Origin of the sequence: Nonomuraea jiangxiensis, assembly GCF_900099965.1 — a bacterium.
Lineage (GTDB): Bacteria > Actinomycetota > Actinomycetes > Streptosporangiales > Streptosporangiaceae > Nonomuraea > Nonomuraea jiangxiensis.
In genome coordinates this window covers 37784-60853 of record NZ_FNDJ01000036.1, presented here as the reverse complement: position 1 = coordinate 60853, position 23070 = coordinate 37784, and the positions used below count along the sequence as shown (strand labels likewise).

Annotated in this window: 24 protein-coding genes; 15 read left to right on the top strand and 9 right to left on the bottom strand. The window is 70.8% G+C overall.

Features of this window, described 5'->3' with window-relative positions; translation table 11 throughout:
- Positions 1–17 precede the first annotated feature (17 nt).
- Entirely contained in the window at positions 18–977 is a 960-nt protein-coding gene (locus BLS95_RS47140; RefSeq protein ID WP_090946147.1) for a TAXI family TRAP transporter solute-binding subunit, read from the top strand.
- A 9-nt stretch (positions 978–986) separates the two neighbouring features.
- On the opposite strand, the gene BLS95_RS47135 is transcribed toward BLS95_RS47140, so the two are convergent.
- On the bottom strand, positions 987–2459 hold the full coding sequence (locus BLS95_RS47135) for a sensor histidine kinase (protein ID WP_090946146.1): 1473 nt from the start codon (positions 2457–2459) through the stop codon (positions 987–989).
- 18 nt (positions 2460–2477) lie between these two features.
- Entirely contained in the window at positions 2478–3149 is a 672-nt protein-coding gene (locus tag BLS95_RS47130; RefSeq protein ID WP_090946145.1) for a response regulator transcription factor, read from the bottom strand.
- Positions 3150–3321: 172 nt separating this feature from the next.
- Here BLS95_RS47130 and BLS95_RS47125 point away from each other — a divergent pair, with 172 nt between their 5' ends.
- From BLS95_RS47125 to BLS95_RS47105, 6 genes are all read left to right on the top strand, one after another.
- Positions 3322–4359 (top strand): tripartite tricarboxylate transporter substrate binding protein BugD, encoded by a 1038-nt coding sequence (locus tag BLS95_RS47125; protein WP_218136329.1) that lies wholly within the window; start codon positions 3322–3324, stop codon positions 4357–4359.
- A gap of 1 nt (position 4360) precedes the next feature.
- A complete protein-coding gene (locus tag BLS95_RS47120) occupies positions 4361–4822 on the top strand; it encodes a tripartite tricarboxylate transporter TctB family protein (protein WP_218136328.1) in 462 nt (153 codons plus the stop codon).
- Between the two features lie 21 nt (positions 4823–4843).
- Positions 4844–6352, top strand: coding sequence for a tripartite tricarboxylate transporter permease (locus BLS95_RS47115; protein WP_090946142.1), 1509 nt, complete (start codon positions 4844–4846; stop codon positions 6350–6352).
- Between the two features lie 159 nt (positions 6353–6511).
- Positions 6512–7174, top strand: a complete 663-nt coding sequence (locus BLS95_RS47110) for a polysaccharide deacetylase family protein (RefSeq protein ID WP_245765713.1) — start codon at positions 6512–6514, stop codon at positions 7172–7174.
- Between the two features lie 10 nt (positions 7175–7184).
- On the top strand, positions 7185–7397 hold the full coding sequence (locus BLS95_RS58655) for a polysaccharide deacetylase family protein (protein WP_245765712.1): 213 nt from the start codon (positions 7185–7187) through the stop codon (positions 7395–7397).
- Positions 7398–7451: 54 nt separating this feature from the next.
- On the top strand, positions 7452–8093 hold the full coding sequence (locus BLS95_RS47105) for a GNAT family N-acetyltransferase (RefSeq protein WP_090946141.1): 642 nt from the start codon (positions 7452–7454) through the stop codon (positions 8091–8093).
- 1 nt (position 8094) lies between these two features.
- Here BLS95_RS47105 and BLS95_RS55030 read toward each other — a convergent pair whose 3' ends face one another.
- The 3 genes from BLS95_RS55030 to BLS95_RS47095 all read right to left on the bottom strand — a co-directional run bounded on the left by BLS95_RS55030 (position 8095) and on the right by BLS95_RS47095 (position 9996).
- A complete protein-coding gene (locus BLS95_RS55030; RefSeq protein ID WP_143044197.1) occupies positions 8095–8232 on the bottom strand; it encodes an acetyltransferase in 138 nt (45 codons plus the stop codon).
- Positions 8233–8287: 55 nt separating this feature from the next.
- A complete protein-coding gene (gene nadE / locus BLS95_RS47100) occupies positions 8288–9118 on the bottom strand; it encodes an ammonia-dependent NAD(+) synthetase (RefSeq protein WP_090946140.1) in 831 nt (276 codons plus the stop codon).
- 161 nt (positions 9119–9279) lie between these two features.
- Positions 9280–9996: a Type 1 glutamine amidotransferase-like domain-containing protein gene (locus BLS95_RS47095; RefSeq protein ID WP_090946139.1), complete on the bottom strand. Its 717-nt coding sequence runs from the start codon at positions 9994–9996 to the stop codon at positions 9280–9282.
- 112 nt (positions 9997–10108) lie between these two features.
- Here BLS95_RS47095 and BLS95_RS47090 point away from each other — a divergent pair, with 112 nt between their 5' ends.
- A complete protein-coding gene (locus BLS95_RS47090) occupies positions 10109–10756 on the top strand; it encodes a class I SAM-dependent methyltransferase (protein ID WP_090946138.1) in 648 nt (215 codons plus the stop codon).
- 80 nt (positions 10757–10836) lie between these two features.
- On the opposite strand, the gene BLS95_RS47085 is transcribed toward BLS95_RS47090, so the two are convergent.
- Positions 10837–13092 carry a penicillin acylase family protein gene (locus tag BLS95_RS47085; protein WP_090946137.1) on the bottom strand — a complete coding sequence of 752 codons (2256 nt, stop codon included), beginning with the start codon at positions 13090–13092 and terminating at the stop codon, positions 10837–10839.
- A 310-nt stretch (positions 13093–13402) separates the two neighbouring features.
- Here BLS95_RS47085 and BLS95_RS47080 point away from each other — a divergent pair, with 310 nt between their 5' ends.
- The 6 genes from BLS95_RS47080 to cpt all read left to right on the top strand — a co-directional run bounded on the left by BLS95_RS47080 (position 13403) and on the right by cpt (position 18555).
- Positions 13403–14341, top strand: a complete 939-nt coding sequence (locus tag BLS95_RS47080; RefSeq protein WP_090946136.1) for a hypothetical protein — start codon at positions 13403–13405, stop codon at positions 14339–14341.
- Between the two features lie 91 nt (positions 14342–14432).
- Positions 14433–14909: a MarR family winged helix-turn-helix transcriptional regulator gene (locus tag BLS95_RS47075; RefSeq protein ID WP_090946135.1), complete on the top strand. Its 477-nt coding sequence runs from the start codon at positions 14433–14435 to the stop codon at positions 14907–14909.
- Positions 14906–16609: an MFS transporter gene (locus tag BLS95_RS47070; protein WP_090946134.1), complete on the top strand. Its 1704-nt coding sequence runs from the start codon at positions 14906–14908 to the stop codon at positions 16607–16609. Before BLS95_RS47075 ends, BLS95_RS47070 begins: the two co-directional genes overlap by 4 nt.
- Entirely contained in the window at positions 16585–17154 is a 570-nt protein-coding gene (locus BLS95_RS47065; RefSeq protein ID WP_090946133.1) for a cysteine hydrolase family protein, read from the top strand. Before BLS95_RS47070 ends, BLS95_RS47065 begins: the two co-directional genes overlap by 25 nt.
- 61 nt (positions 17155–17215) lie before the next feature.
- Positions 17216–17980 carry a hypothetical protein gene (locus tag BLS95_RS47060; RefSeq protein ID WP_090946132.1) on the top strand — a complete coding sequence of 255 codons (765 nt, stop codon included), beginning with the start codon at positions 17216–17218 and terminating at the stop codon, positions 17978–17980.
- A gap of 44 nt (positions 17981–18024) precedes the next feature.
- On the top strand, positions 18025–18555 hold the full coding sequence (gene cpt, locus BLS95_RS47055) for a chloramphenicol phosphotransferase CPT (protein WP_090946131.1): 531 nt from the start codon (positions 18025–18027) through the stop codon (positions 18553–18555).
- Positions 18556–18586: 31 nt separating this feature from the next.
- Here the strand turns inward: cpt and BLS95_RS47050 are convergent, their stop codons facing one another.
- Positions 18587–19786, bottom strand: coding sequence for an MFS transporter (locus BLS95_RS47050; RefSeq protein WP_090946130.1), 1200 nt, complete (start codon positions 19784–19786; stop codon positions 18587–18589).
- 148 nt (positions 19787–19934) lie between these two features.
- On the opposite strand from BLS95_RS47050, the gene BLS95_RS47045 reads away from it, so the two are divergent.
- Complete coding sequence (locus tag BLS95_RS47045; protein WP_143044196.1) at positions 19935–20657, top strand: phytanoyl-CoA dioxygenase family protein; 723 nt, start codon at positions 19935–19937, stop codon at positions 20655–20657.
- Positions 20658–20698: 41 nt separating this feature from the next.
- Here the strand turns inward: BLS95_RS47045 and BLS95_RS47040 are convergent, their stop codons facing one another.
- Together BLS95_RS47040 and BLS95_RS47035 are read right to left on the bottom strand one after the other, a co-directional pair.
- A complete protein-coding gene (locus BLS95_RS47040; protein ID WP_090946129.1) occupies positions 20699–21493 on the bottom strand; it encodes a maleylpyruvate isomerase family mycothiol-dependent enzyme in 795 nt (264 codons plus the stop codon).
- A gap of 91 nt (positions 21494–21584) precedes the next feature.
- Positions 21585–22937: a hypothetical protein gene (locus BLS95_RS47035; RefSeq protein ID WP_090946128.1), complete on the bottom strand. Its 1353-nt coding sequence runs from the start codon at positions 22935–22937 to the stop codon at positions 21585–21587.
- Positions 22938–23070: the final 133 nt, after the last annotated feature.

Sequence of the window (23070 nt, the reverse complement as noted above, 5' to 3'; positions counted from 1 at the left end):
GTCCGTATCATCTCGGCATGGTGCTGAACCCGGAGTTACGGCTGGGCCGGCGGGCGGTGCTGCTGGCCGCTGGTGTCGCTCTCGTCGGGTGTTCCCGGCAGGCTCAGGTGGACGAGGTTCGCCTGCGGCTGGCGACGGGGCCCGCGGGGGCGGTGTACCGGCGGATCGGTGGTGCGCTGGCCGCGCGTATCTCCGAGGGGGTGCCGGGGGCCACGGTGGTCACCGTGCCGAGCGGGGCCTCCACCGACAACATCAGGATGTTGCGGGCCGGTGAGGTGCACCTCGGGCTGACGAGTCTGGACGCGCTGATCACGACCGACGGCAGCGCGCCCGAGGGGCTCTCGGCGATCTGCCGGCTCTACGACAGTCACCTGCATCTCGTGGTCATGGCCGGTTCGCCGATCGTCGAGTTCCGGGACCTGGAGGGCAAGCGGATCTCCCTCGGCGCCCGGGACTCGGGTACGGAGTTCACGTCGCTGCGGATCCTGGAGCTCGGCGGGGTGAAGGCCGACGGGCGGTACATCAGCCAGGCCGAATCGGCGGCGGCGATGAGCGGCGGCGAGATCGACGCGATGTTCTCCCTGACCGGCGTTCCCACACCGGCCGTCGTGGAGCTGGCGCAGCGGCATCCGGTCCGGCTGATCCCGTTGGACGCGCAGGCGGACGCGCTCATCACCGCCTACCCGGGCCCCTACAAACCGGCCATGATCCCCGCGACCGCCTACGCCGGAGTCCCGGCCACCAGGACCGTCGCCGTGCCGAACGTGCTGCTCGTACGGAACGACCTGCCCGACGAACTGGTCCACGCCATCACCGACACGATCTTCACGGGCGGCGGTACGATCCCCTCCACCGGCCCCGACGAGGCCGAAGCCGTGCTCGAAACGTGGCAGATCAACGTGCGGACCGGGATCTCCACCGCGTCGATCCCGCTGCACCCGGGGGCGGTCGCCTGGTTCCGCGACCGCAAGCGCTGAAGGGTTCGGTCACACCGGGGCCGGGGTGTCGGCGGACGACACCACCCGGGGAGCGATCGGCAGGGCCACGACCGCGGCGAATCCGTACCCCGAGCCGTCCGGTCGTGGCAGGCCGTCCTCCAGCCGCACCTCACCACCCGCGGCCCCGACCAGGTCCGCGCAGATCGCCAGCCCCAGCCCGGTCCCGGACACGTTCTGGTGGCGCGGTGACCGCCAGAACCGCCGTAGCGCCTGGTCCCGCTCGGACGGGTCGATCCCCTGGCCATCGTCCCGGACCGCGATCGTCACCACCCCTCCATCCGCACCATCAGCGGTGACGGGGTCCGGATCGCCGGGGACGACGCGGGCGCTCACCTCGATCACCCGCGCGTCCGACAGCCGTAGCGCGTTGCTGATCAGCTCGTCCAGGATGCTGCCGAGCCCGCCCGGTGGTTCCAGCAGCCGCAGCCCGGGCGGTACGTCGACCTCCAGTGCCTGCCCCGCCGTCGCTGTCAGCGCCCGCCACCGGTCCACCCGGGTCGCCAGCACCGCGTCGAGGTCCACCGGCGAGGCCGTACGCATGCTCTCCATCCGCGCGCTGGCCTGCAGCGAGTTCAGCATCCGCTGCATCGCCTTCAGCTCGTCCACGGCGACGTCGTACACTTGCCGCCCGTTGCCGGTCGTGCGCAGATGCGGTTCCAGGCTCTCCACGGCGAGCCGGAGGCTGGTCAGCGGGTTGCGCAACTGGTGCGAGGCGTCGGAGACGAACGCCCGCTGCCGCTCCACGGCGTTCTCGACCGCGTCCATCATCGTGTTGAACGACCCCGCCAGCCGCCGCAGCTCGGCCGGGCCGGCCTCGGCGTCCGCCCGGATGGTGAGGTCGCCCCGCGAGATCCGCGAGCTGGCCGCGTCCAGCTCCCGCACCGGCCGCAGCACCCACGCCGACACCGGCCAGGCGACGGCCACCAGCGCGACCAGCGGCAGCAGCCCGAGCGCGGCGAGCTGGGCCCAGCGTACGAGGATGCGGTTGCGCGTCTTCGACAGGTCGGAGATCGTCACGACGGCACCGACGACCTCGCTGTCCCGGCCCACCGGCTCCGCGACCACGAGGGCGGAGTCGTTCCACGGCGCCCATTCCCCGGACGGTTCGGACCTGGCGCCGGCCAGCGCCGCGGCCACGATCCGGGGCAGCGCCGGCTCGGCCCGCGCCGCCCGCCGGTAGGCCGCGGCCGGCCCGAGCAGCACCGTGCCCGAGGAGTCGATCACCGCGACCGGGATGCCGTACAGCTCGTGGTAGCGGGTCAGCTCCTGCTGGAGCGCCTCGGTACGCCCGGTCGACAGCGCGGTGTCGGCCAGCGACGCGAACCGGCCGACGTCGTTGAGCCGGTCGACGTACGTCTCCTGCATCTCCCGCTCGGCCACGGTGACGCTGAGCGGCACCCCGAGCGCGGCGACGAGCAGCACCGCGAGGGGCACCAGGACGACGAGCAGGCGGCGGTGCACGGCAGGTCGGCCGATCGGCTACGGCTGGTCGGCCAGGAGCCGGTAGCCGACCCCGTGGATCGTCCGGATGAGCACGGCCGGCCCGAGTTTGTGCCGTAACGCCGCGATGTGGGTGTCCAGGGTGCGGCTGGAGGACTCCCAGGTGGCGCCCCAGATCTGGTCGAGGATGACGTCGCGGCTGACCACGTTCGGCGCCCGCCGGGCCAGCAGCAGGAGCAGCTCGAACTCCTTGCGGGTCAGGGTCACGGGCGTGCCGTCCACGGTGACCTCGCGGGTGCCGACGCCGATGCGCATCGGGCCGAGGATGAGCGGCTCGTCCGGTTGGCTCAGGGCCCGGGCCACGCGGGTGCGCCGCAGGACGGCGTCGATCCGGGCCAGCAACTCCGGGATGCCGAACGGCTTGACGATGTAGTCGTCGGCGCCGGCGCGTAAGCCGCGGACCCGTTCGTGCTCCTCCGAGCGTGCCGTCACGGCGATGACGGCGGTCTCGGGGCGGTCACGCAGCTTCCGGATCACGTCGATTCCGTCGCCGTCGGGCAGGCCCAGATCCACGAGGACCACGTCGGCCGGGGCGGCGCGTACGGCCTCCGCGGCGGTGGCGATGCGGTGGACCTCGAAGCCCGCCTGGGCCAGGACGGTCACCAGACCACGCGCCACGCGGTCGTCATCCTCGATGATGGTGATCCGCATACCGGATTGTACGGCCCGCACCGGCGCTCGCGTTAGCCCTCCAGTCTTGGGATTCTCCTGACATCCGCCGCATTCCTTGGGATTCCTCTGACACCATCCGGGTCTCTACCAATCGAGACTAAGGCGGCGCACTCACCGACAAATGTGTATGCGCTGACGAGGAGGCCGCGACATGAGAACGATAAGCAGTTACCGGGCCGCCGCGCGGATGATTACCGCGATCGGCGTCGTTTCGCTCGTCGCCGCCTGTTCCGGCACCGGAGGCACCGGGGGCGCCACCGGTGCCGCCAGCAGCGGCGCGGCAGGCTACCCGGAGCAGAACATCACCATCATCGTGCCGTTCAGCGCCGGCGGCCCGACGGACACGGTCACCCGCCTGATCGCCGAGCCGATGGCCGCCAAGCTCGGCACCCAGGTCGTCGTCCAGAACGTCGAGGGCGCGGGCGGCACGGTCGGCGCTGGCGAGGTCGCGCGGGCGGAAGCCGACGGCTACTCCGTGCTCATGCACCACATCGGCATGTCCACGGCGCCCGCCCTGTACCAGAACCTGGGCTACAAGCCGCTGGAGGACTTCGAGATGATCGGCCTCGTCACCGAGGTGCCGATGACGATCGTCGCCCGCAAGGACTTCCAGCCCACGTCGCTCAAGGACCTGGTGACCTACGTGAAGGCGAACGCCGACAAGGTCACGCTGGCCAACGCCGGCATCGGCGCCGCGTCCCACCTGTGCGGCCTGCTGTTCCAGACCGCCGCCGGGGTCAAGCTGCAGGAGGTCCCGTACGAGGGCACCGGCCCCGCGCTGACCGACCTCGTCGGCGGCCAGGTCGACTTCATGTGCGACCAGACGACCAACACCAGCGGCCAGATCTCCGCGGGCGAGGTGAAGGCGTACGCGGTCACCACGCCGGAGCGGGTGAAGACCATGCCCGACCTGCCCACCACGACCGAGGCCGGGCTGCCCGGGCTCCAGGTCAGCGTGTGGCACGGGCTCTACGTTCCGAAGGGCACCCCGCAGGAGGTCGTGCAGAAGCTGACCGAGGCACTGAAGGTCGCACTGACCGACCAGAAGGTCATCGACCAGATGGCCAAGCTCGGCACCGCGCCGGTCTCGGCCGAGGACGCCACCCCGCAGGCACACCGGGCCAAGCTGGAGGAGCAGATCGCCACCTGGTCGAAGGTCATCGCCGATGCCGGGGTCAAGGCCTCCTGAGGTGAAGATCCGCAGGTCCTTCCCGGACGTACTCGCCGGGGGAATCTTCGTCCTGATCGGTGGCGCGTTCGTGGCGGGGTCGCTCGGTTACGACCTGGGCACCCCGCTGCGGATGGGCCCCGGGGCCTTCCCGCTGCTGGTCGGCTCGATCGTGGCCGCACTGGGGCTGGCGATCGTGGTCAAGGGGCTCGTCGCCGGCGAGGTGATCGTGTTCGGGTCGATCCCGTGGCGGGCGGTCGCCGTCATCGTGGTCGCCGTCCTGTTCTTCGGGTTCGCCGTCCGGGGCCTCGGATTCGTGCCGACGTCGGCGGTGACCGCCCTGCTCACCACGCTGGCCAGCTCCCGCGTGCGGCCGCTCACGGCGGTGGCCGTGGCCGCCGGCCTGACCGTGGCCAGCACGCTCATCTTCGTCGTCGCGCTCCAGCTACGGATCCCGTTGTGGGGCCCGTGGCTGGGGTTCTGACGCGGCATCCGGATTGAGGTTATGGAACTTCTCGACAACCTCGCGCTGGGCTTCTCCACCGCCCTCCTGATCCAGAACGTCCTCTACTGCTTCGTGGGAGTGCTGCTCGGCACCGCGGTCGGCGTGCTGCCCGGCATCGGGCCGACGGCGACGGTGGCGATGCTGCTGCCGATCACGTTCAGCTTCGAGCCGGTGACGGCGCTGATCATGCTGGCCGGCATCTATTACGGCGCCCAGTACGGCGGCTCGACGACCGCCATCCTGATCAACCTGCCCGGCGAGTCGTCGGCGGCGGTCACGGCGCTGGACGGGCACGAGATGGCCAGGCAGGGCCGGGCCGGTTCGGCGCTGGCCGCCGCCGCGATCGGGTCCTTCATCGCCGGCACGGTGGCCACCGTCGCGCTGGCCGTCGCGGCCCCGCCGCTGGCCCGGGTCGCGTTGCGGTTCGGCCCGGCCGAGTACTTCTCGCTGGTGCTGCTCGGCCTGATCGTGTCGATCACGCTGGCGCGCGGCACGGCGCTCAAGGCCCTGGCGATGATCGCGCTCGGCGTCCTGTTCGGCACCGTCGGCCAGGACATCTTCACCGGTACGCCCCGGTTCGTGTTCGAGCAGCGCGAGCTGTACGGGGGCTTCGACTTCGTGTCGGTCGCCGTCGGCATGTTCGGGGTGGCCGAGATCCTGCGCAACCTGGAGAACGAGCAGACCCGCGCGGGGGCGGTCATCAGCAAGGTGAAGAACCTCTGGCCCACCCGCGAGGATCGGCGCCGGATGGTCGGCCCGATCCTGCGGGGCACCGGTCTCGGTGCCGCGCTCGGCGTCCTGCCCGGTGGTGGTCACGTGCTGGCCTCGTTCACCTCGTACGCCGTCGAGAAGCGGATCTCGAAGCGGCAGCAGGAGTTCGGGCGCGGCGCGATCGAGGGCGTCGCCGGCCCCGAGTCGGCGAACAACGCCGCCGCGCAGACGTCGTTCATCCCGCTGCTCACCCTGGGCCTGCCCGCCCATCCGGTGATGGCGCTGATGGTCGGCGCGTTCATCGTGCACGGCATCACCCCGGGCCCGAACGTCATCATCGACGAGCCGGCGCTGTTCTGGGGCCTGATCGCGTCGATGTGGATCGGCAACGTGCTGCTCGTGCTGCTGAACCTGCCGCTGATCGGCGTGTGGGTGCGCATGCTGCGCATCCCGTACCAGGTGCTGTTCCCGATGATCGTGTTGTTCGCCGCGATCGGCACGTACTCGCTGTCGTTCAACGCGTACGACGTCTACGCGATCGTGTTCTTCGGGATCCTGGGCTACATCCTGATCAAGTGCGGCTGCGAGCCGGCGCCCCTGCTGCTCGGCTTCGTCCTCGGGCCGCTGCTGGAGGAGAACCTGCGCCGGGCGATGAGCATCTCCCGTGGCGACGCCTCGGTCTTCGTGACCCGGCCGATCTCCGCCGTGCTCCTGGTCCTGGCCGTGGCGGCGCTCGTCATCGCCGTACTGCCTGCCATCCGCAGGCGCCGCGAGACCGTGTTCACCGAGGAGGAGTAGGGAGCCCTCGACGACACCATGCGGTGGTGGCCCCGCCGGGTGTCGTCGCGCGGTCTCCGGGAACGCGAGTGGGGTGCGGCGACGCACTGACCTCGGCGACGCGCCGGGTGCACGGGGCGCTCGGCGGCGGCCGGCCGGGTTCCAAGGAGGGCTCCAGACATGAGCAAGGACATCCAGATCTGTCTCGGTGTCGACGTCGATGCGGTGGCCGGCTGGCTCGGCTCCTACGGTGGCGAGGACTCGCCCAACGACATCCAGCGTGGCGTGTTCGCGGGCGAGGTGGGCGCGCCCCGCCTGCTGCGCCTGTTCGAGAGGTACGAGCTGCGTACGAGCTGGTTCGTTCCCGGCCATTCCATCGAGACCTTCCCCGACCAGATACGCGAGGTCGCGGACGCCGGGCACGAGATCGGCGCCCACGGCTATTCCCACGAGAACCCGATCGCGATGAGCCCGAAGCAGGAGCGGGACGTGCTCGCCAAGAGCATCGAGCTGATCGAGGAGCTCAGCGGCCGGCGGCCACGGGGCTATGTGGCGCCGTGGTGGGAGCTGAGCGAGAACACCGCGTCGTTGCTGCTGGAGAACGGGTTCAGCTACGACCACTCGCAGAACTACAACGACTTCACCCCCTTCTACGCCAGGGTCGGCGACTCCTGGACGAAGATCGACTACCGGAAGGACGCGGCGGAGTGGATGCGGCCCCTGGTCCGTGGCCGCGAGGTCGACCTGGTGGAGTTCTGTGGCAACTGGTACGTCGACGACCTGCCGCCGATGATGTTCGTCAAGCAAGTCCCCGAACAGCCACGGCTTCGTCAACCCGCGTGACATCGAGACGATGTGGCGCGACCAGTTCGACTGGGTGTACCGCGAGATGGACTACGGGGTGTTCCCGGTCACCTTGCACCCCGACGTGTCCGGCCGGCCTCAGGTGCTGCTCATGCTGGAGCGCCTGATCGACTACTGGCGCGGCCACGAGGGCGTCCGGTTCGTCACGATGGAGGAGGCCGCCCGGGACTTCCGCCGCCGCTGCCCGTTCAACGGTGGCTGAGGGACGCGGTAATCCGGTTGCGGCGCCGGCGATCGGGTCGTCATGATCCGAGGCGTGCTGACCGACCTGTGGCCCCAGTACGGCCTGACCATCTTCACGCCACGACTTGAGCTTCGCCTGCCGCGTGAGGAGGAGCTGGCGGCACTGGCGGATCTCGCCGGCAAGGGCGTGCACCGGCCGGACGAGCGTCCGTTCCTGACCCCGTGGACCGACGGCGCTCCCGAGGACCGGGCGCGGATCGTGCTCCGGGAGCACTGGAGCGGGCTCGCGGACTGGAACGTGGCGGACTGGCGGCTCGGACTCGGGGTCTTCCGCGAGGGCCGGCCGCTCGGCGTGGTCACGCTGCGGGCGCGCGATTTCGCGGTCGTCCGCGAGGTCACGACCTCCTCGTGGCTGGGCCTCGAACACCAGGGCAAGGGGTACGGGACCGAGGCGCGGGCCGGCCTGCTCGGCCTGGCCTTCGATCATCTCGACGCCCGCGCCGCGCGGACCGAGGTGTTCCAGGACAACCACGCCTCTCAGGGCGTGTCCCGCAAGCTCGGCTACGAGCACGACGGCGTCTCGGTCGACGCGCGCGGTGACGAGGCCGTCGTGTCGGACCGGCTACGGCTCACGAAGCAGAGGTGGAGCGAGCAGAACCGGCCCCCGGTAAGGGTTGACGGGATGGCGGCTTGCCGGCCGGTGTTCGGCCTTTGATTCAGGTGGTGAAGGAGTGCAGGCCGGCGGTGTAGAGAGCCTGCTCAGCGCCGAACTCCTCGAAGGTGCCGACCTGGCGGAAGCCGAGGCGGACGGCGAGCCGTAGCGAACGCCGATTGGCCGTCTGGGTCACGACCACGACCGGCTGCCCTAAATAGGAGGGAAGCGCCGGCGTTTTCGGCGAGGCCGGGGGTTCAGGGGGCGATCGGTGGGCGGCGCTTGTGCTCGGTGAGACGGTAGCGGCGGATGATGGCCTCGAAGGCGGGCTCGGCGACCGGCTTGCCTTCCAGGAGGTCGTCGATGTCGTCGTAGGTGACGCCGAGTGCCTCCTCGTCGGGCCGGCCGGGGTTGAGCGTCTCCAGGTCCGCGGTCGGGATCTTCGTGACCAGCGCGGCCGGTGCGCCCAGGGCCTGCGCGACGGCCCGTACGCGCCGCTTGGTGAGCCCGGTGAGCGGGACCACGTCGGCCGCGCCGTCGCCGTACTTGGTGAAGAAGCCGGAGACCGCCTCGGCGGCGTGGTCGGTGCCCACCACCAGGCCGCCGTGGGCGTTCGCCACCGCGTACTGGGCGATCATGCGCTGCCGGGCCTTGATGTTGCCGTGCACGAAGTCCTGGTGGTGGGCGTCGCGGAACACCGTGCCGCAGGCCAGCACCGTCTCCAGCGCGGCATCGCTGGCGGGCCGCACGTCGACGGTCAGGATCCGGTCCGGCCGGATGAACTCCAGCGCCAGCTGCGCGTCGTGCTCGTCGGCCTGGGTGCCGTACGGCAGCCGCATCGCGAAGAACGTCGCCTCCCGCCCGTCGGCACGGACCCGCTCGACCGCGAGCTGGCACAGCCGGCCCGCGGTCATGGAGTCCACACCGCCGCTGATGCCCAGCACCAACGAGCGCACGCCCGTGGAGGTCAGCTGGTCGGCGAGGAAGGCCACCCGGCGCTCGATCTCCTGCTGTACGTCGAAGGACGCGCTCACCTGGAGATCCTGGGCGATCTCCTGCTGCACGGACGTGGAGACCAGGTCGGTCACGGTTGCTCCTCGATAGGGCCCGGGGGCGGGTCGGGCACGCGCCGCAGGGACGGGCCACAGGCGCGTACGGGGGACGCAAGCACTCTAGAGGAAGGCCGTGAAGCCCTGCTCATGGCACTCGGAGTTCCCTTTCCTCGGTGAACACCGGCCGCGTGAGCGTTTCAGGGGACCCAGTGGCGGGCGGGAAGGGCCGTCTCCTTGTTCCCCGCCTCGACGAACCAGGCGTTCCGGCCAGGCAGTACGCTCACGACCTCGTGCAGGTCGGTGCCCACGTAATGCAGGGCGACGCCGTCCTCGGTCGCGTACCCCGCCGGCAGCACCCCCCGCGCCACGGACTCGCGGAACCGGGCCCGCCGGGGCTGGTCGCCCAGGTCGTCGTGGACGCCGTTGCTGTAAGGCAGGAATCCCAGGCCGTCCGGGACGGCATCGAGGTCATCGCCGAACGAGTCGGTCACCCCGCCCAGATGCCAGCACAGGCTCCCCGCGCTCTGCCCGGCCAGGACGACCCCCTGCTCCCAGCACTCGCGCAAGATCTCGTCCAGGCGGTGTGCGCGCCAGACCGCCAGCAGGTTCACCACGCTGCCGCCGGACACGAAGATCACGTCCTGGGAAAGGAGGTGGGCCCGCACGTCGGACACGTTCGGCTGGGTGAACAACCGCAGATGGGACAGCTCCGCGTCACCGAAGGAGGCGGCCAGCCCGGTCCAGCCGTCGATGTGCCCACGGGAGTCGCCCACCGCTGTCGCGATGAGGCACATGCGCGGCCTGCGCACGCCGGCCAGCTGCCTGGCCTGCCAGATCTGGACGCCGGGGTGCCGGAAGCCCTCAGGTGGATACAGCACCCCTGAACAGGCCAGGATCTGCGGGTCTCTGATCATGGAAGAGCATCCTTCACCCGTGAAAGGCCGACCGCAACGCCTCCCTCGCAACACCCTCCGGTCCGCGAGTCGCCGTCGGAGCGCGCTCCGGGTCGGGCTAGCATCCCCCGCTATGACCGAATCGCCCTCCTACCTCACCACGACCGCGGAGGCGTACGACGCCATCGCCGTCACGTACGCCGACTTCGCCCGGGACGCGCTCGACCACCTCCCCTTGGACCGCGCGATCCTGGCCGCGTTCGCCGGATACGTACGCGCCCCCGGACCGGTCGCCGAGCTCGGCTGCGGCCCCGGGCAGACCACGGCGTACCTCAGGGACCTGGGACTCGACGTCTTCGGCGTGGACCTGTCACCGGTGATGATCGACCTTGCCCGGCGGACCTACCCCGGCCTGCGGTTCGAGATCGGTTCGATGGACGCCCTCGACCTGCCGGACGGCGGGCTGAGCGGCATCGTGTCCTGGTATTCGATCATCCACACCCCGGCCCGGCAGTTGCCGTCGTACTTCACCGAGTTCCGCCGGGTGCTGGCCCCGGGCGGTCACCTGCTGCTGGGCTTCTTCGAGTCCGAGGGCGGGCCGGTGGAGGCGTTCGACCACAGGGTGACCCAGGCGTACCGCTGGCCGATCGACGAGCTGGCCGCGCTGGCGGGCGCGGCCGGGTTCGAGGAGGTCGGCAGGATGTTGCGCGAGCCCCAGGAGGGCGAGCGGTTCCGCCGGGGCCACCTGCTCATGCGCAGCGGGCTCCCGGCGGAGGGGTGATCACCTGCTCATGCGCAGCGGGCTCCCGGCGGAGGGGTGATCACCTGCTCATGCGCGACCGGCTCCCCGTGGACGAGTGATCACCTGCCTGGCCGGTAGGTGCGCTCGACATGGCCCTTGAGGTCTTCGGGATAGAAGTAGACGGGCCGGAGGTTGCCGCTCGCGTACCGTTCGGCCTGGTCGTTGAAGTGCGGCGAGTCGGGGTGCCCGCTGGCGCCCCCCGCCGTCACCGCCCAGGCGCGCAGCCTCGGCCCGAACTCCACGACCGCCACGAAGCTGTTGCCGCTGGTGCCGTACCAGCGCTTGGTCCCCGGGTAGCGCCTGGCCCCGAACGAGGCGAGCGAGCCCCAGCGCGAGGAGGTGAACGGCACCGGGATGCTCGGCTTGGCGTCGTCGAACTGCTGGACGATCGCGCCGTCGTTGCGCTGGAAACGGTTGATCTCGCCCCAGGGCACCTCCCAGCCGCCGAAGTCCTGCGTCAGCCGGTCCTTGGCCTCCACCAGCGCCGCGAGCCGCTGATCGGCGGTGGCGCGCTCGGCCATGTAGTCCCACACCGACATGCCCGCCGCGCCGGCCGCCTGGGACGTGGCCGTCCAGAGCGCCTCGCCCCAGAACACGGCCACCGACGTCGCGGTCGAATCCGCGCCCCAGCGGTAGTCCCAGCCGCGCAGCAGGCCGATCGGACCGCTGAGTCCCGCCTTCCGCTGGTCGTCCGCGGGCAGCGCGTCCCACGCCGCGACCAACCCCGGCACGAGCCGGGCGAAGGCGGTGAGGTGGCGATCGAAGGCGGCGGCGATCAGCGTCTCCGGGGTGAAGTCGCGGCGCGCGCTCAGCACCCGGATCGCCTGCGGCCCGCGCGGGTTCTCGCCGGCCTGGTCGAAATAGCGGGGAAAGTCCGCGGCCTTGGGGCTGTCCGCGCCGGCGGCCGTCCAGGGCCAGTTGTTGGTGTTGAACGTCCAGCCGTTCTTCGGGTTCACGACCTGTGGCAGGCCGGCGAGGCTGTGCAGGCCGCGCCAGTCGGTCGCCGGATCGCTGCCGTCCACGGGCCTGCGGTAGTCGAAGCGGTTGTCGCGGACCGGCATGAACTGCGGCACCAGGAAGGCGATGTCGCCCTTCGAGTCGGCGAACAGCGTGTTGTTCGAGCTGTTGGCCTTGAAGGCGGCCACCTTGAGGTATCCCTGGTAGTCACGAGTCTTGGTACGCAGGAAGCTCTGTTGCAGCGCCTCGACGGGCTTGTTCATCAGAGCGAACGCGATCCACTTGCCGTCCGCCTCGCGCACGATCGGGCCGTGGTGGGTGCTGTAGGTGGTGAAGGTGCGCTGCGCCCGCCCGCCGTCCGCGGTGCGGTAGGACAGCGTGATCCGCTTCGTCGTCACGGGCCGCAGCTCGTCGCCGTAGCGGTACGAGCGGCGACCGTGCGGCCCGGTCACGATCGTCTCGGCGAACTCGTCGACGTTGTCGACGCCGCTGGAGGTGTGCATCCAGCCCGTGTTCGCGTTGAAGCCCTGGTAGATGAAGAACTGGCCCCAGGTGGCCGCGCCGTAGACGTTGAGCCCTTCACCGCTGGTCACGTGCTGCTCGGAGCGGAAGAAGAAGCTGGTGTGCGGGTTGATCAGCAGCAGCGCGTGGCCGTTCTTCGTGTGGCTGGGCGCGATCGCCATGCCGTTCGAGCCCGTGGGCTCCTTCAACAGCTGGTCCAGTTCCTCGTCGGTCATCGCCACCGTACGGTCGCCGTAGAAGGATTCGAGCTGGCTGAGCGGCACCCGTTCGATGTCGCCGCCGATGCTGCCCTCGGAGAAACTGAGCGGCATCCACGGCTCGAAGCGCGTGATCACGCGCGGGCGTACCTCGGGGTGCGTCGCGAGATAGTAGTTGAGCCCGTCGGCCCAGGACTGCATCAGCCGGCGCAGCCAGCCCGGGCACTTCGCGTAGTCGCGCTTCAGCTCCTCGGGGTCGATGAACAGCCGCTGGCGCAGGTCCTGCCAGATCGCGGTCTCGCCCTCGGCCTCGGCCATGCGGCCCAGGCTGACCAGGTAGTTGTTCTCGATCCGGTTGAAGTCGTCCTCGGCCTGGGCGTAGATCATCCCGAACACCGCGTCGGCGTCGGTCCTGCCCACCACGTGCGGGATGCCCCAGTCGTCGCGGGTGATCGTCACGTCCGCCGCCTGCCGGCGCCAGCGTACGAGATCGGGCGCGGTCAGTACGGAAGCGGCGGACGCGGTGCCGGAGGGCAGGCCCACCGCGACGGCGGCGGCCCCGGCGGCCAATCCGGCGGCTCCGCCCAGGACGCGGCGCCTGGTCAGTCCTTCGTGGTGCGCGTTCACTATGTGGTTCATGAGGTGATCTGCCCTTCGGGGGGTAAAAGGGACGAGGGACGCTTACTGTTCAACATGCTCCAAAAATGCGTATCACTCGCTCTGGCGCGCGGCAATAGAGATCAGCGATCCCTCTCGGGGTGACGCCGTCCGTACGGCGCCGGGAGAAGGATCGGCCGATCTACCACCGGGGATGTAGCCCCGGAATGGGACAGGGCGCGGATGTGCGGGTGCCCGGTGGGTTCGTACCGTGCTGGTGATCGCACCGGACGCGAGCCGCCGTCCGGTGCCGCCGTAGTCGCGGCTCGAACACCCGTACAGGAGGCTTTTCATGCTGGACACGCATGCCTTGACCCGGCGCCGGCACCTGCCCGCGCTCGTTCTGCTGCTGAGCCTGGCGATCTGGGGCGCGCTCGCCGCACCACGGCCCGCCATGGCGCAGGCCGGGAGTCCGCGCGGGCACGAGTACGTGGGCACGTGGAACTACGACCAGCCGGACCGCGCGAGCATGCGGAACGTCGCGGTCATCAGGTGTCCCGAACTGAGCTCGACCTGCTCTCCCAGCCCGGAGCTCCAGATTCCGCAGATCGGGACCATCGTGTTCTCGAAGGAGGCCGGCGGCCGGATCGTGGGCCGGACGGACCAGGGCTGCACGTGGACGTTCGCGGTCGGCGCCACCTCGCTGGAGCTGGACTCCCCGGCCCAGTACTGCTTCAACCGGGTCATCAACTCGGCGTACACCATCACGAAATGGTCGGTCGCCGTGTCCGGGAACCACGAGCGGGAGAGCGTCGTGGCCATCAGCCACCAGCCGACCGGTGACTACGAGTTCCGCCTCGACCTGGGGAGCCGTACCAAGGTGACCGGCGGCGCCTGGGCGGGGGCGCGCGAGGTCTTCCCCGGCACCTGGCGGTACGACGCGTCCGACCCGCAGTCCCGCGTGAACGTGCTCACCACCCGCTACACCGACCCCGACGGCCAGGTCCGCACGGTTCAGACCCCGCAGCAGGGCCTCGTCACGTTCGCGCCCGGCCGCGGGAAGACCATGACCGCCCGGACCGAGAACGGCTGCGCCTGGACGCTGACCGCCCGCGGCAACACCGCCGAACTCGACCCGCCCGTCCAGACCTGCCGGACCGCGCAGGGCACCGCCACGCTCACGTTCTGGGCGATCGCCAGCGACGGCCGGCGTCAGTCGACGGTCATGGCCGGTACCGACGAACGCGGCGGGAACTTCCTGCTCAGCGTGGGCAGCCTGACGAAGCGGTGACCTGCTGACGCCTGCCGGCCGGGGGTTCCCACAGCGTCAGGGGACCCCCGGTCGTTAGTTAGCACAACTAAGAAGTCTATGGTTACTATCCATGGAAGTGGACAAACCGGTCGAAACATCTACGGGGGTTCCCGAGCTTCCCGGTGACGCGGCCCGGCTCGGCTCCGCCCTGCGGCTCGCCGTCTCCCGCATGGCGCGGCGGTTGCGGCAGACCCACGCCGTCGGCGACGTGACGCTGTCGGGCGTCTCGGTGCTCGCCCGGCTCGCCGGCGACGGCCCCGACTCGCCGGGATCACTGGCCGAGATGGAGCGCGTACGTCCGCAGGCCATGGGGGCCACCCTCGCCGCGCTGGAGGAACGCGGCCTCGTCCGGCGCGGCCAGGACGCCGCCGACGGGCGGCGGGTCGTCATGACGATCACCGAGGAAGGCCGCAGGGTCGTGCTCGAACGGCGCTCGGAGTCGGTACGGCGCCTCGCCGACGTGCTCGACCAGGAGTTCACCCCCGCCGAGCGGCGCACGCTGGCCTCCGTCATGCCCCTGCTCGACCGGCTGGCGGACCGGCTGTGAACTACAAGTGGGTCGCCCTGTCCAACACCACCCTCGGCGTGCTGATCGCCACGATGGACGCCTCCATCGTGATCATCTCGCTGCCCGCGATCTTCCGCGGCATCGGACTCGACCCGCTCGCGCCCGGCAACATCGGCTACCTGCTCTGGATGATCCTCGGCTACCTGCTGGTCTCGGCCGTACTCGTCGTCGTCCTCGGCCGGCTCGGCGACATGTTCGGCCGGGTCAGGATCTACAACCTGGGCTTCCTCATCTTCGCCTGCGCGTCGGTCGCGCTGTCGCTCGACCCGTTCAGCGGCGGCGGGGGAGCGCTGTGGCTGATCCTGTGGCGGATCGTCCAGGCGTTCGGCGGCTCCATGCTCACCGCCAACTCGGCCGCCATCCTCACCGACGCCTTCCCGGCCCGCCAGCGCGGCATGGCGCTCGGCATCAACCAGATCACCGCGCTCGCCGGGCAGTTCCTCGGCCTGCTCGCGGGCGGCCTGCTGGCCGTCGTCGACTGGCGCGCGGTGTTCTGGGTCAGCGTGCCGATCAGCGTGGCAGGCACGATCTGGTCGTACCGCAGCCTGCGGGAGACCGCCTCCGGCGGGCGCGGCCGGATCGACTGGCTGGGCAACGTCACGTTCGCGGCGGGCGCGGGCATCCTGCTGGCGGGCATCACGTACGGCCTCCAGCCGTACGGCGGCAGCGCCACCGGCTGGGGCAACCCCATGGTGCTCGCCGGGCTCATCGGCGGCGTCGTCCTGCTGGTGCTGTTCTGCCTGATCGAGACCAAGGTCAAGGAGCCGATGTTCCGGCTCTCGCTGTTCCGGATCCAGGCGTTCGCGGCGGGCAACCTCGCGGCCCTGCTGACCGCGATCGCCCGCGGCGGCCTGCAGTTCATGCTGATCATCTGGTTGCAGGGCGTCTGGCTGCCCCTGCACGGCTACGACTTCGAGGACACGCCGCTGTGGGCCGGCATCTACATGCTGCCGCTGACCGCCGGCTTCCTCGTCGCCGGACCGCTCTCCGGGTACATGTCCGACCGCTTCGGCGCCCGGTTGTTCTCCACGACCGGGCTGATCGTGATGGCGGGGGCGTTCGTCGGCCTGCTCCTGCTCCCGGTGAACTTCGCCTACCCGGTGTTCGCGCTGTTGCTGCTGCTCAGCGGCCTCGGGCAGGGGATGTTCTCCTCGCCCAACACCTCGTCGATCATGGGCAGCGTGCCGCCGCAATATCGCGGCGCGGCCTCGGGCATGCGCTCCACCTTCCAGAACTCCGGTACGGCCCTGTCCATCGGCGTGTTCTTCTCGCTGATGATCTCCGGACTGGCGTCGTCGCTACCGCCGGCGTTGACCAGCGGACTCCGGGCGAACGGCGTGCCGGCGGACACCGCGCACCGACTGGCCTCGCTGCCGCCGGTGAGCACACTGTTCGCCACGTTCCTCGGCGACAACCCCGTCGAGCACCTGCTCGGCGCCGGGACGCTGGCCCAGCTGTCGCCGGCGCAACGCGACACGCTGACCGGCTTCGGCTTCTTCCCGAACCTGGTCTCCGGCCCGTTCCACCACGGCCTGGTGATCGTGTTCAGCGTGGCCACGGGCATGGCCCTGGTCTCGGCGCTGGCCTCGGCACTGCGGGGCCGGCACCAGCGGGCGGGCGAGGTGCCCGTCCCCACTCCGAAAGGAAAGCAAGAATGGCGAAGAGCGCGCTCCTCGTGATGGACGTGCAGCGGGTCATCGTCGAGCGGTTCGGCGACGACCCGGACTACCTGCCCAGGCTGAACCGGGCGATCGACGCGGCCCGCGCCGCCGGGATTGCGGTGATCTACGTGGTCGTCGGGTTCCGCAAGGGCTATCCGGAGGTCAGCCCGCGCAACAAGGCGTTCGGCGAGATCGCCGCGCGGGCCTCGGCCGGTGGCGGGTTCGCCGGCGGACCGGCCACCGAGGTCCACCCCGACGTGGCACCGGGCCCCGATGACGTGATCGTCACCAAGAAGCGCGTCAGCGCCTTCGCGGGCAGCGACCTCGACATGCTGCTGCGCGCCGCCGAGATCGACTCGCTGGTGCTGACCGGGATCGCGACCAGCGGCGTGGTGCTGTCCACCCTGCGGCAGGCCGCCGACCTCGACTTCGGACTGACCGTGCTGTCGGACGGTTGCCTGGACGGCGACGCCGAGGTGCACCGGGTGCTCACCGAGAAGGTGTTCCCGCGGCAGGCGGACGTCATCACGATCGACGAATGGACCAAGGCCGTCACGGCCTGACCGGCGCCGCCCTGCCGTTCGCGGCCCGAATCGGTCACGAGCGGCATAGGGTGGACAGCCCATGTCACAGGAGCCCCTCACCTACCAGGCGTTCGTCGAGCTCGCCGCCGCCGACCCCGCTGTCGTCGGCCTCGTGCTCAAGGGCTCCCGCGCCCACGACGGCATGACCACCGAGCACTCCGACCACGATCTGTACGTCGTCCTCGCCGACGGCGCGACCACGGAGCTCGCCCGCTTCGCCGGCCACCGCACCTCCGAACTCGACCTCGTCCTCCTCACCCTCGCCGAGTTCCGCAGGGCCGGGATGCCGGGCTTCGAGCGTTACGCCCTCGCTCGCGCCAGAGTGGTGCTCGACCGGCTCGACGGGGGCATCGCCGAGCTCGTGGCCGCCAAGGCACGCCTCAACGCCGACGAGGCCTTCCGGGATTGCGGGGAGTGGCTCGACGCCTATGCCAACTCCCTCTACCGCTCCGTCAAGAACGCCCGTGACGGGCACCCGCTCGCCGCCCGGCTCGACGCCGCCGACAGCGTCCGGTTCCTGCTGGAGCTGCTCTTCGCCCTCGACCGCCGCCCCCGCCCGTACAACAAGTACCTGGAATGGGAGCTCGTCCGGCACCCGCTGCCCGGCTGGGACACCGGGATGCTGCTGGAGGCCGCGGACCGCATCTCGGCAACGGGCGACGTCACCCTGCAGCGGCGCCTCTTCGCCCAGGTCGAGGCGGCGGCCCGGCGCGCCGGGCACGGCGCGGTGCTGGACGCGTGGGGCGAGGATCTCGACCTGATGCGACCTCGACCCGGCTTCCGGGGCGGCGGGCCGCACGGATAATGCGTTTCGGCCATCGCCATGGCGACCTTAGGGTGACACCGGTGATGACTCAGCTGATCGTCCTCAACGGTGGCTCCAGCTCGGGAAAGTCCGGAATCGCCCGCTGCTTGCAGGCGATCCTGCCGGATGCGTGGCTGACCCTGGGAGTGGACACCATGATCGAGGCGATGCCGGCGGCGATGCGGGACTCGGACGCCGGCATCAAGTTCGGCCCGAGCGGCGAGGTGATCGTCGGGCCGGAGTACATGACCCTGGACGCGGCCTGGATCCACGGAGTCGTCGCGATGGTCCACGCGGGTGCCAGGGTCATCGTGGACGAGGTCTTCCTCGGCGGGGCGGCGTCCCAGAAACGGTGGCAGCGGGCCGCTGACGGGCTGCACGTCGTGTGGGTCGCGGTCCGATGCGAGGGCGCGGTCGCCGCGGGCCGCGAGGTCGCGCGGGGCGACCGGGTGAACGGGATGGCCGAGTCCCAGGCGGACCTGGTCCACCACGGCGTCCACTACGACGTGGAGGTGGACACGACCCACACCGAGGCCATGGAGTGCGCCCGCGCCATCGCCGCCCGGCTCGCATGATCGATCCGAGCGCCACATCACGGTCGTGCTGTCATGCGGGCTCGTCGCGCCCGCGGAACGTGAGATAGCAGACAAGTCCGGAGATCGCGAGGAGGGGCACGCCGACGAGGATGGGCGCGGTCAGCCCCCAGCCGCTCGCGATCAGCCCACCCAGGCCGGCCCCCAGGGGCACCGCACCCATCACGATGGTCATCCACGCGCTGCTGACCCGGCCCAGCAGTTCGGGCGGAGTGAGCCGCTGGCGGAGTGTCCGGGCCGCGACCGCCCACACCCCGAACGCGCCGCTCGTGATCACCAACCCGGCCACCGCGACGGGGACCGAGGTCGTGAGCGCGAGCATCAGCTGTCCCGCGGCGGCACACCCGAGACAGCCGGTCAGAGCCGCCGTGGAGCCGATCAGGCGGGTGACGCGGGCGGCGAAGAAGCCCCCGGCCAGCCCGCCGACGGCGCCGGCCGCCAGCAGCGTGCCGTAGGCCCATCCCGGCAGTCCGAGCACCTGGCCGACGTAGAGCGCGAGAATGGGAAACCAGGCGCTGTCCAGCAGCGTGAAGGTGCCACCGAGGATGACGAGGGTGCGCAACCGCCGTTGACGCGCCAGCCATCGCAGGCCCGCGCGGGTGTCAGCCCAGATCCGCCCCTTTCCGGCCGGGGGAGCGGCTTTCGGCGCGAACACGTTCGGCAGGCTGAAGATCAGCGCCGCCGCCACCGCCAGCGCGCCGCCGTTCACCGCGAACGGCAGCACCATCGCGACACCGAACAGGTACGCGCCGACCTGCGGACCCACCATCTCGTTGCCCGCGACCTCCGCGTTGACCAGCCCACCGTTGGCCCGATCCAGGTCGGCATCGCTGACCAGGGGCGGGAGGAGGGTGGCCGTCGCCGTGTCGCGCAAGGTCTCGCCGACGCCGCACGCGAACGCGACCGCGTACACCAGGGCGATGCCGGCCACGCCGAGAGCGAGCCCGACGACGAGGATGAGCAGCAGCAGTACGCGTGTCACGTCGACGAGAACCGTCAACCGGCGCCGGTCGTAACGGTCGACGACGGCCCCCGCGAACAACCCGAACATCAACCACGGACTCTGCCCGGCGACGGCCACCCCGCTCACCAGGATCGGGTCCGAGGTGATGGAGATCGCCAGCAGGGGCAGGGCTCCCGCGCGAATTCCGTCGCCGAGATTGGACAGCGCCGTCGCCAACCACAGACGGTTGTACGCCGGCCCTAAGGACATCGCCGTCACAGCCACCCCCGAGTACGCGTTTCTTCCAACTGTCGGGACTTATCCAGCATCCTGCCGCCTTCCCGTCATTCGCCGGGCACCCCGGCTCGGATGATCGGCAGGGCGGAAAACCGGTGGACGGCGTCGTTAGGGTGCTCGTATGTCCGTGGTAGACGTTGACCGCTTTGTCGCCGATGGGTTCGTCAAGCTGGAGGCGGCCGTGCCCCGGGAGGTGGGGGACGCGGCCAGGGCGCTGGTGTGGCAGCAGATCGGCCTGTCGCCCGACGATCCCGCCGGCTGGCGGCAGCCCGTGGTGTGGGCCGCCGACCTGACCGGCCACGGGCCCTTCGGGGAGCTCGTGAGCAGCCCGCGGTTGCGCCAGGCGTTGGACGAGCTGGCCGGGCCCGGCGGGTGGGTGCCGCGGGGGTCCCTCGGCAACATGCCGATCCGCTTCCCCGGCGTGGGGTCGGCCGACGATCGGGGCTGGCACGTCGACAGCTCCGTGGCCAACCCCGACGGCTCGTGGGCCGTGTCGGGGCGGCCGGAGACGATGCTGCTGCTCGTGCTGCTCTCGGAGGTGGGCGAGGACGACGCGCCGACCCGTATCAGAGTGGGTTCTCAGCGCGACGCCCTCGGGGCGCTGGGCGATCAGGTGCTCGACCCGTTCCAGGCCGGGCCGCTGCTGGGTGCGGCTTCGGAGGGCCGGCCGGTGGCGTACGCGACCGGGCAGCCGGGCGACATGTACCTGGTGCACCCGCTGACCGTGCACGCCGCCGACGAGCACCGGGGGACGCGACCGCGCTTCATGTCCCAGGGACCGGTGTTCCTGACCACGCCGGTCGTGCCAGGCGAGGACAACGCCCTGACGCGCGCCCTCCTCTAGCAGCGGTCTGACGGTGCGCCCGCTTCCAGTGGTCCGGCGCGTCAGAAGCCGGGGAAGACGCGGCGCAGGTCGTCCAGGGTGACGGCGTCGCCGGAGAGGTCGACCGTGGACGGCGTGTGCTCGGGGGCGTGGCGGCCGTAGACCAGCCGCAGCCAGAACTCGGCGGGCGTGGTGAGCACGACGTCGGCCTCGGCGGGAACGCCGGTGATCGCCATCGCCGGGCCGAGGTCCAGCCCGAAGGACCGGGCCGGAGCGGTGGTGTGGACGGCGACGGCCACCTGCCGGCCGCCGAGCGCCTCCGGCTTGCCGACATAGCCGAACATGCCACCCACCTGGTCGAGCAGCAGCTCAACGGCCCCGGGGGCGAGCGTCGCGGCGGGATCGAAGGCGACCTTGACGTCCCAGGAGTGGTGGGCGAACTCACTGAGCCGCATGCCGGTCAACCTGGCCACGCTGGCCGGCTCGCCCGGGAACCACAGCTCGATGCGCAGCTCCTCGCGCGTCCCCGCGTCCAGCTCCTCCAAGCGGCGCAGCAACGCCTCGTTGGCGGTGACGAACGCCTCCGCCCGCTCGCCGCGCGACATCCCGTCCCAGCGCGCCCAGATGCCCCGGATGACCTCCATGGTCGGGGAACCGGTGCCGTTCACGGCTCCGTCGAACGCCGCGAGGGTGATCTCGGCGCCGCTGCCCAGGTGGCTCAGCACCTGCGACACGTCCCACTCGGCGGCGCCGGACGTGCGCGCCAGGTCCTCGTCGCCGAATCCCCGTACCAGCGCGCTGAGTTCGTCGAGCTCGGCGCGCAATTCCTTGATCGTCTGTGCTGCCCGGTCGGTCATGGTGATCCTCTGATAAGCGGTTGAAATGCAGGTCGAAGTAGCTGACCTCGTAATATTCCATGCCTTGGGTCCTCCGACAGCTCGGGGGCGCCTAGGCAGGGGCCGAGCGGCTCGCCTCGGCGGTCGCCCGGTGGGACGCGGCGGACCCGCTCGCCGGTCGCGACCGGCCGCCGAGCACCAGCCCCACCGCCAGGCAGACCAGCGGGATCGCCGGGATCACGTACCGCACGTCATAGGCGGCCAGGAACGGCGGCGAGGCGACCAGCGCGAGCGCCGCGAGCCCGGGCAGCAGCGCGTCCCAGCGCCGCCGCACCAGCGCCGCCACCAGCGCGCCGACCAGGGCCACCACGAGCAGCGGGAAGGGCACGTAGCCGAAGCGCTGGTAGGCGCGCAACCAGCCGGCGAACGGCTCCACGACCCGGGTGGCGGCCGGCCCCGCCTCGTACGACTCGGCGACGCCACGCACCGACTCGTTGATCGGGCGCTCGGACCTGGGCAGCTTGTACGGCGTCTTCTCCTCCACCGCCGTACGCTCCCAGCGCAGCAACTGCGTGAGATCGGTCGCCACGGCCGCCAGATAGTCACCCGGCTGCGCCAGGATGGCCCGCTGCGCGAACTGCCCGGCGAGCTCGTTGCGATGGGCCGTCCCCGGCACCTTGAGCAGCGGCGAGAAGCTCTCCCACAACCAGTGCGGCGGGTAGGGCCGCTGCTCGACCGGCATCGTCGGGCAGAGCACGGCCAGCCGCTCCGGCGGTTTGATCACCCCGCAGTCGGCGAAGCTCATGGTCCTGGACCACAGGAAGTTCCCGTCGGCCTCGGTGAGACCGAACTTGCCCTTCTCCACCTTCATCCAGGTGGCGTACGCGCCCAGCGGGATCGCCCCGGCCACCAGCAACGCCAGCAGCGGGCGCCAGCCGTATCTCCTGACCAGCAGGTAAGCGGCCGCCAGGATGAGCAGCGGCAGGCCGACCGTCCTGGTGATCCCGGCGAGCCCGAGCAGCAGCCCGCCCACGGCCGCGGTGGCCGGCGAGACCCGCCACACCAGGAGCACGACGGCGGCTCCGACCAGCACGATGAACACGGCGTCCGCCATGATCATGTGCTCCAGCAGCAGATTGAACTCGTCGTACAGGATCGGGGTGACCAGCAGGGCCGCGCCCCAGCCGGGCAGCCCGCGGCGCCGCAGCAGCGCGTAGACCGCCACCGCGAGCGCCAGCATCAGCAGGTGCTGCAGGACCGTCACGAGCGTGAGGCTGTGCGCGGGCCGCAGCAGGGCCAGCAGCAGGGAGTATCCGGACGGCCGGGCCGTGCCGGGTGCGAGGTCCTCGCTCAGGAAGGCGAAGGAGTCGCCGTAGAAGAGCAGCGCCGGCGGGAAGCCGAGGATCACGAGCACCCGCAGCCCGATCGCCGGCAGCATGGCGATGACCAGCGCGCGATGGGCCAAGGTAGATCAGCTTCCTCGTGTGTCCGAAATCCCACCATAGTGGCTCTCCGGGCGCCGGGTTGTGGTACTTGCCTCACTCCGATACCGAATGACATTCTGAAATTGAGCTCAGGAACCCAGTGTCCCGGCACTC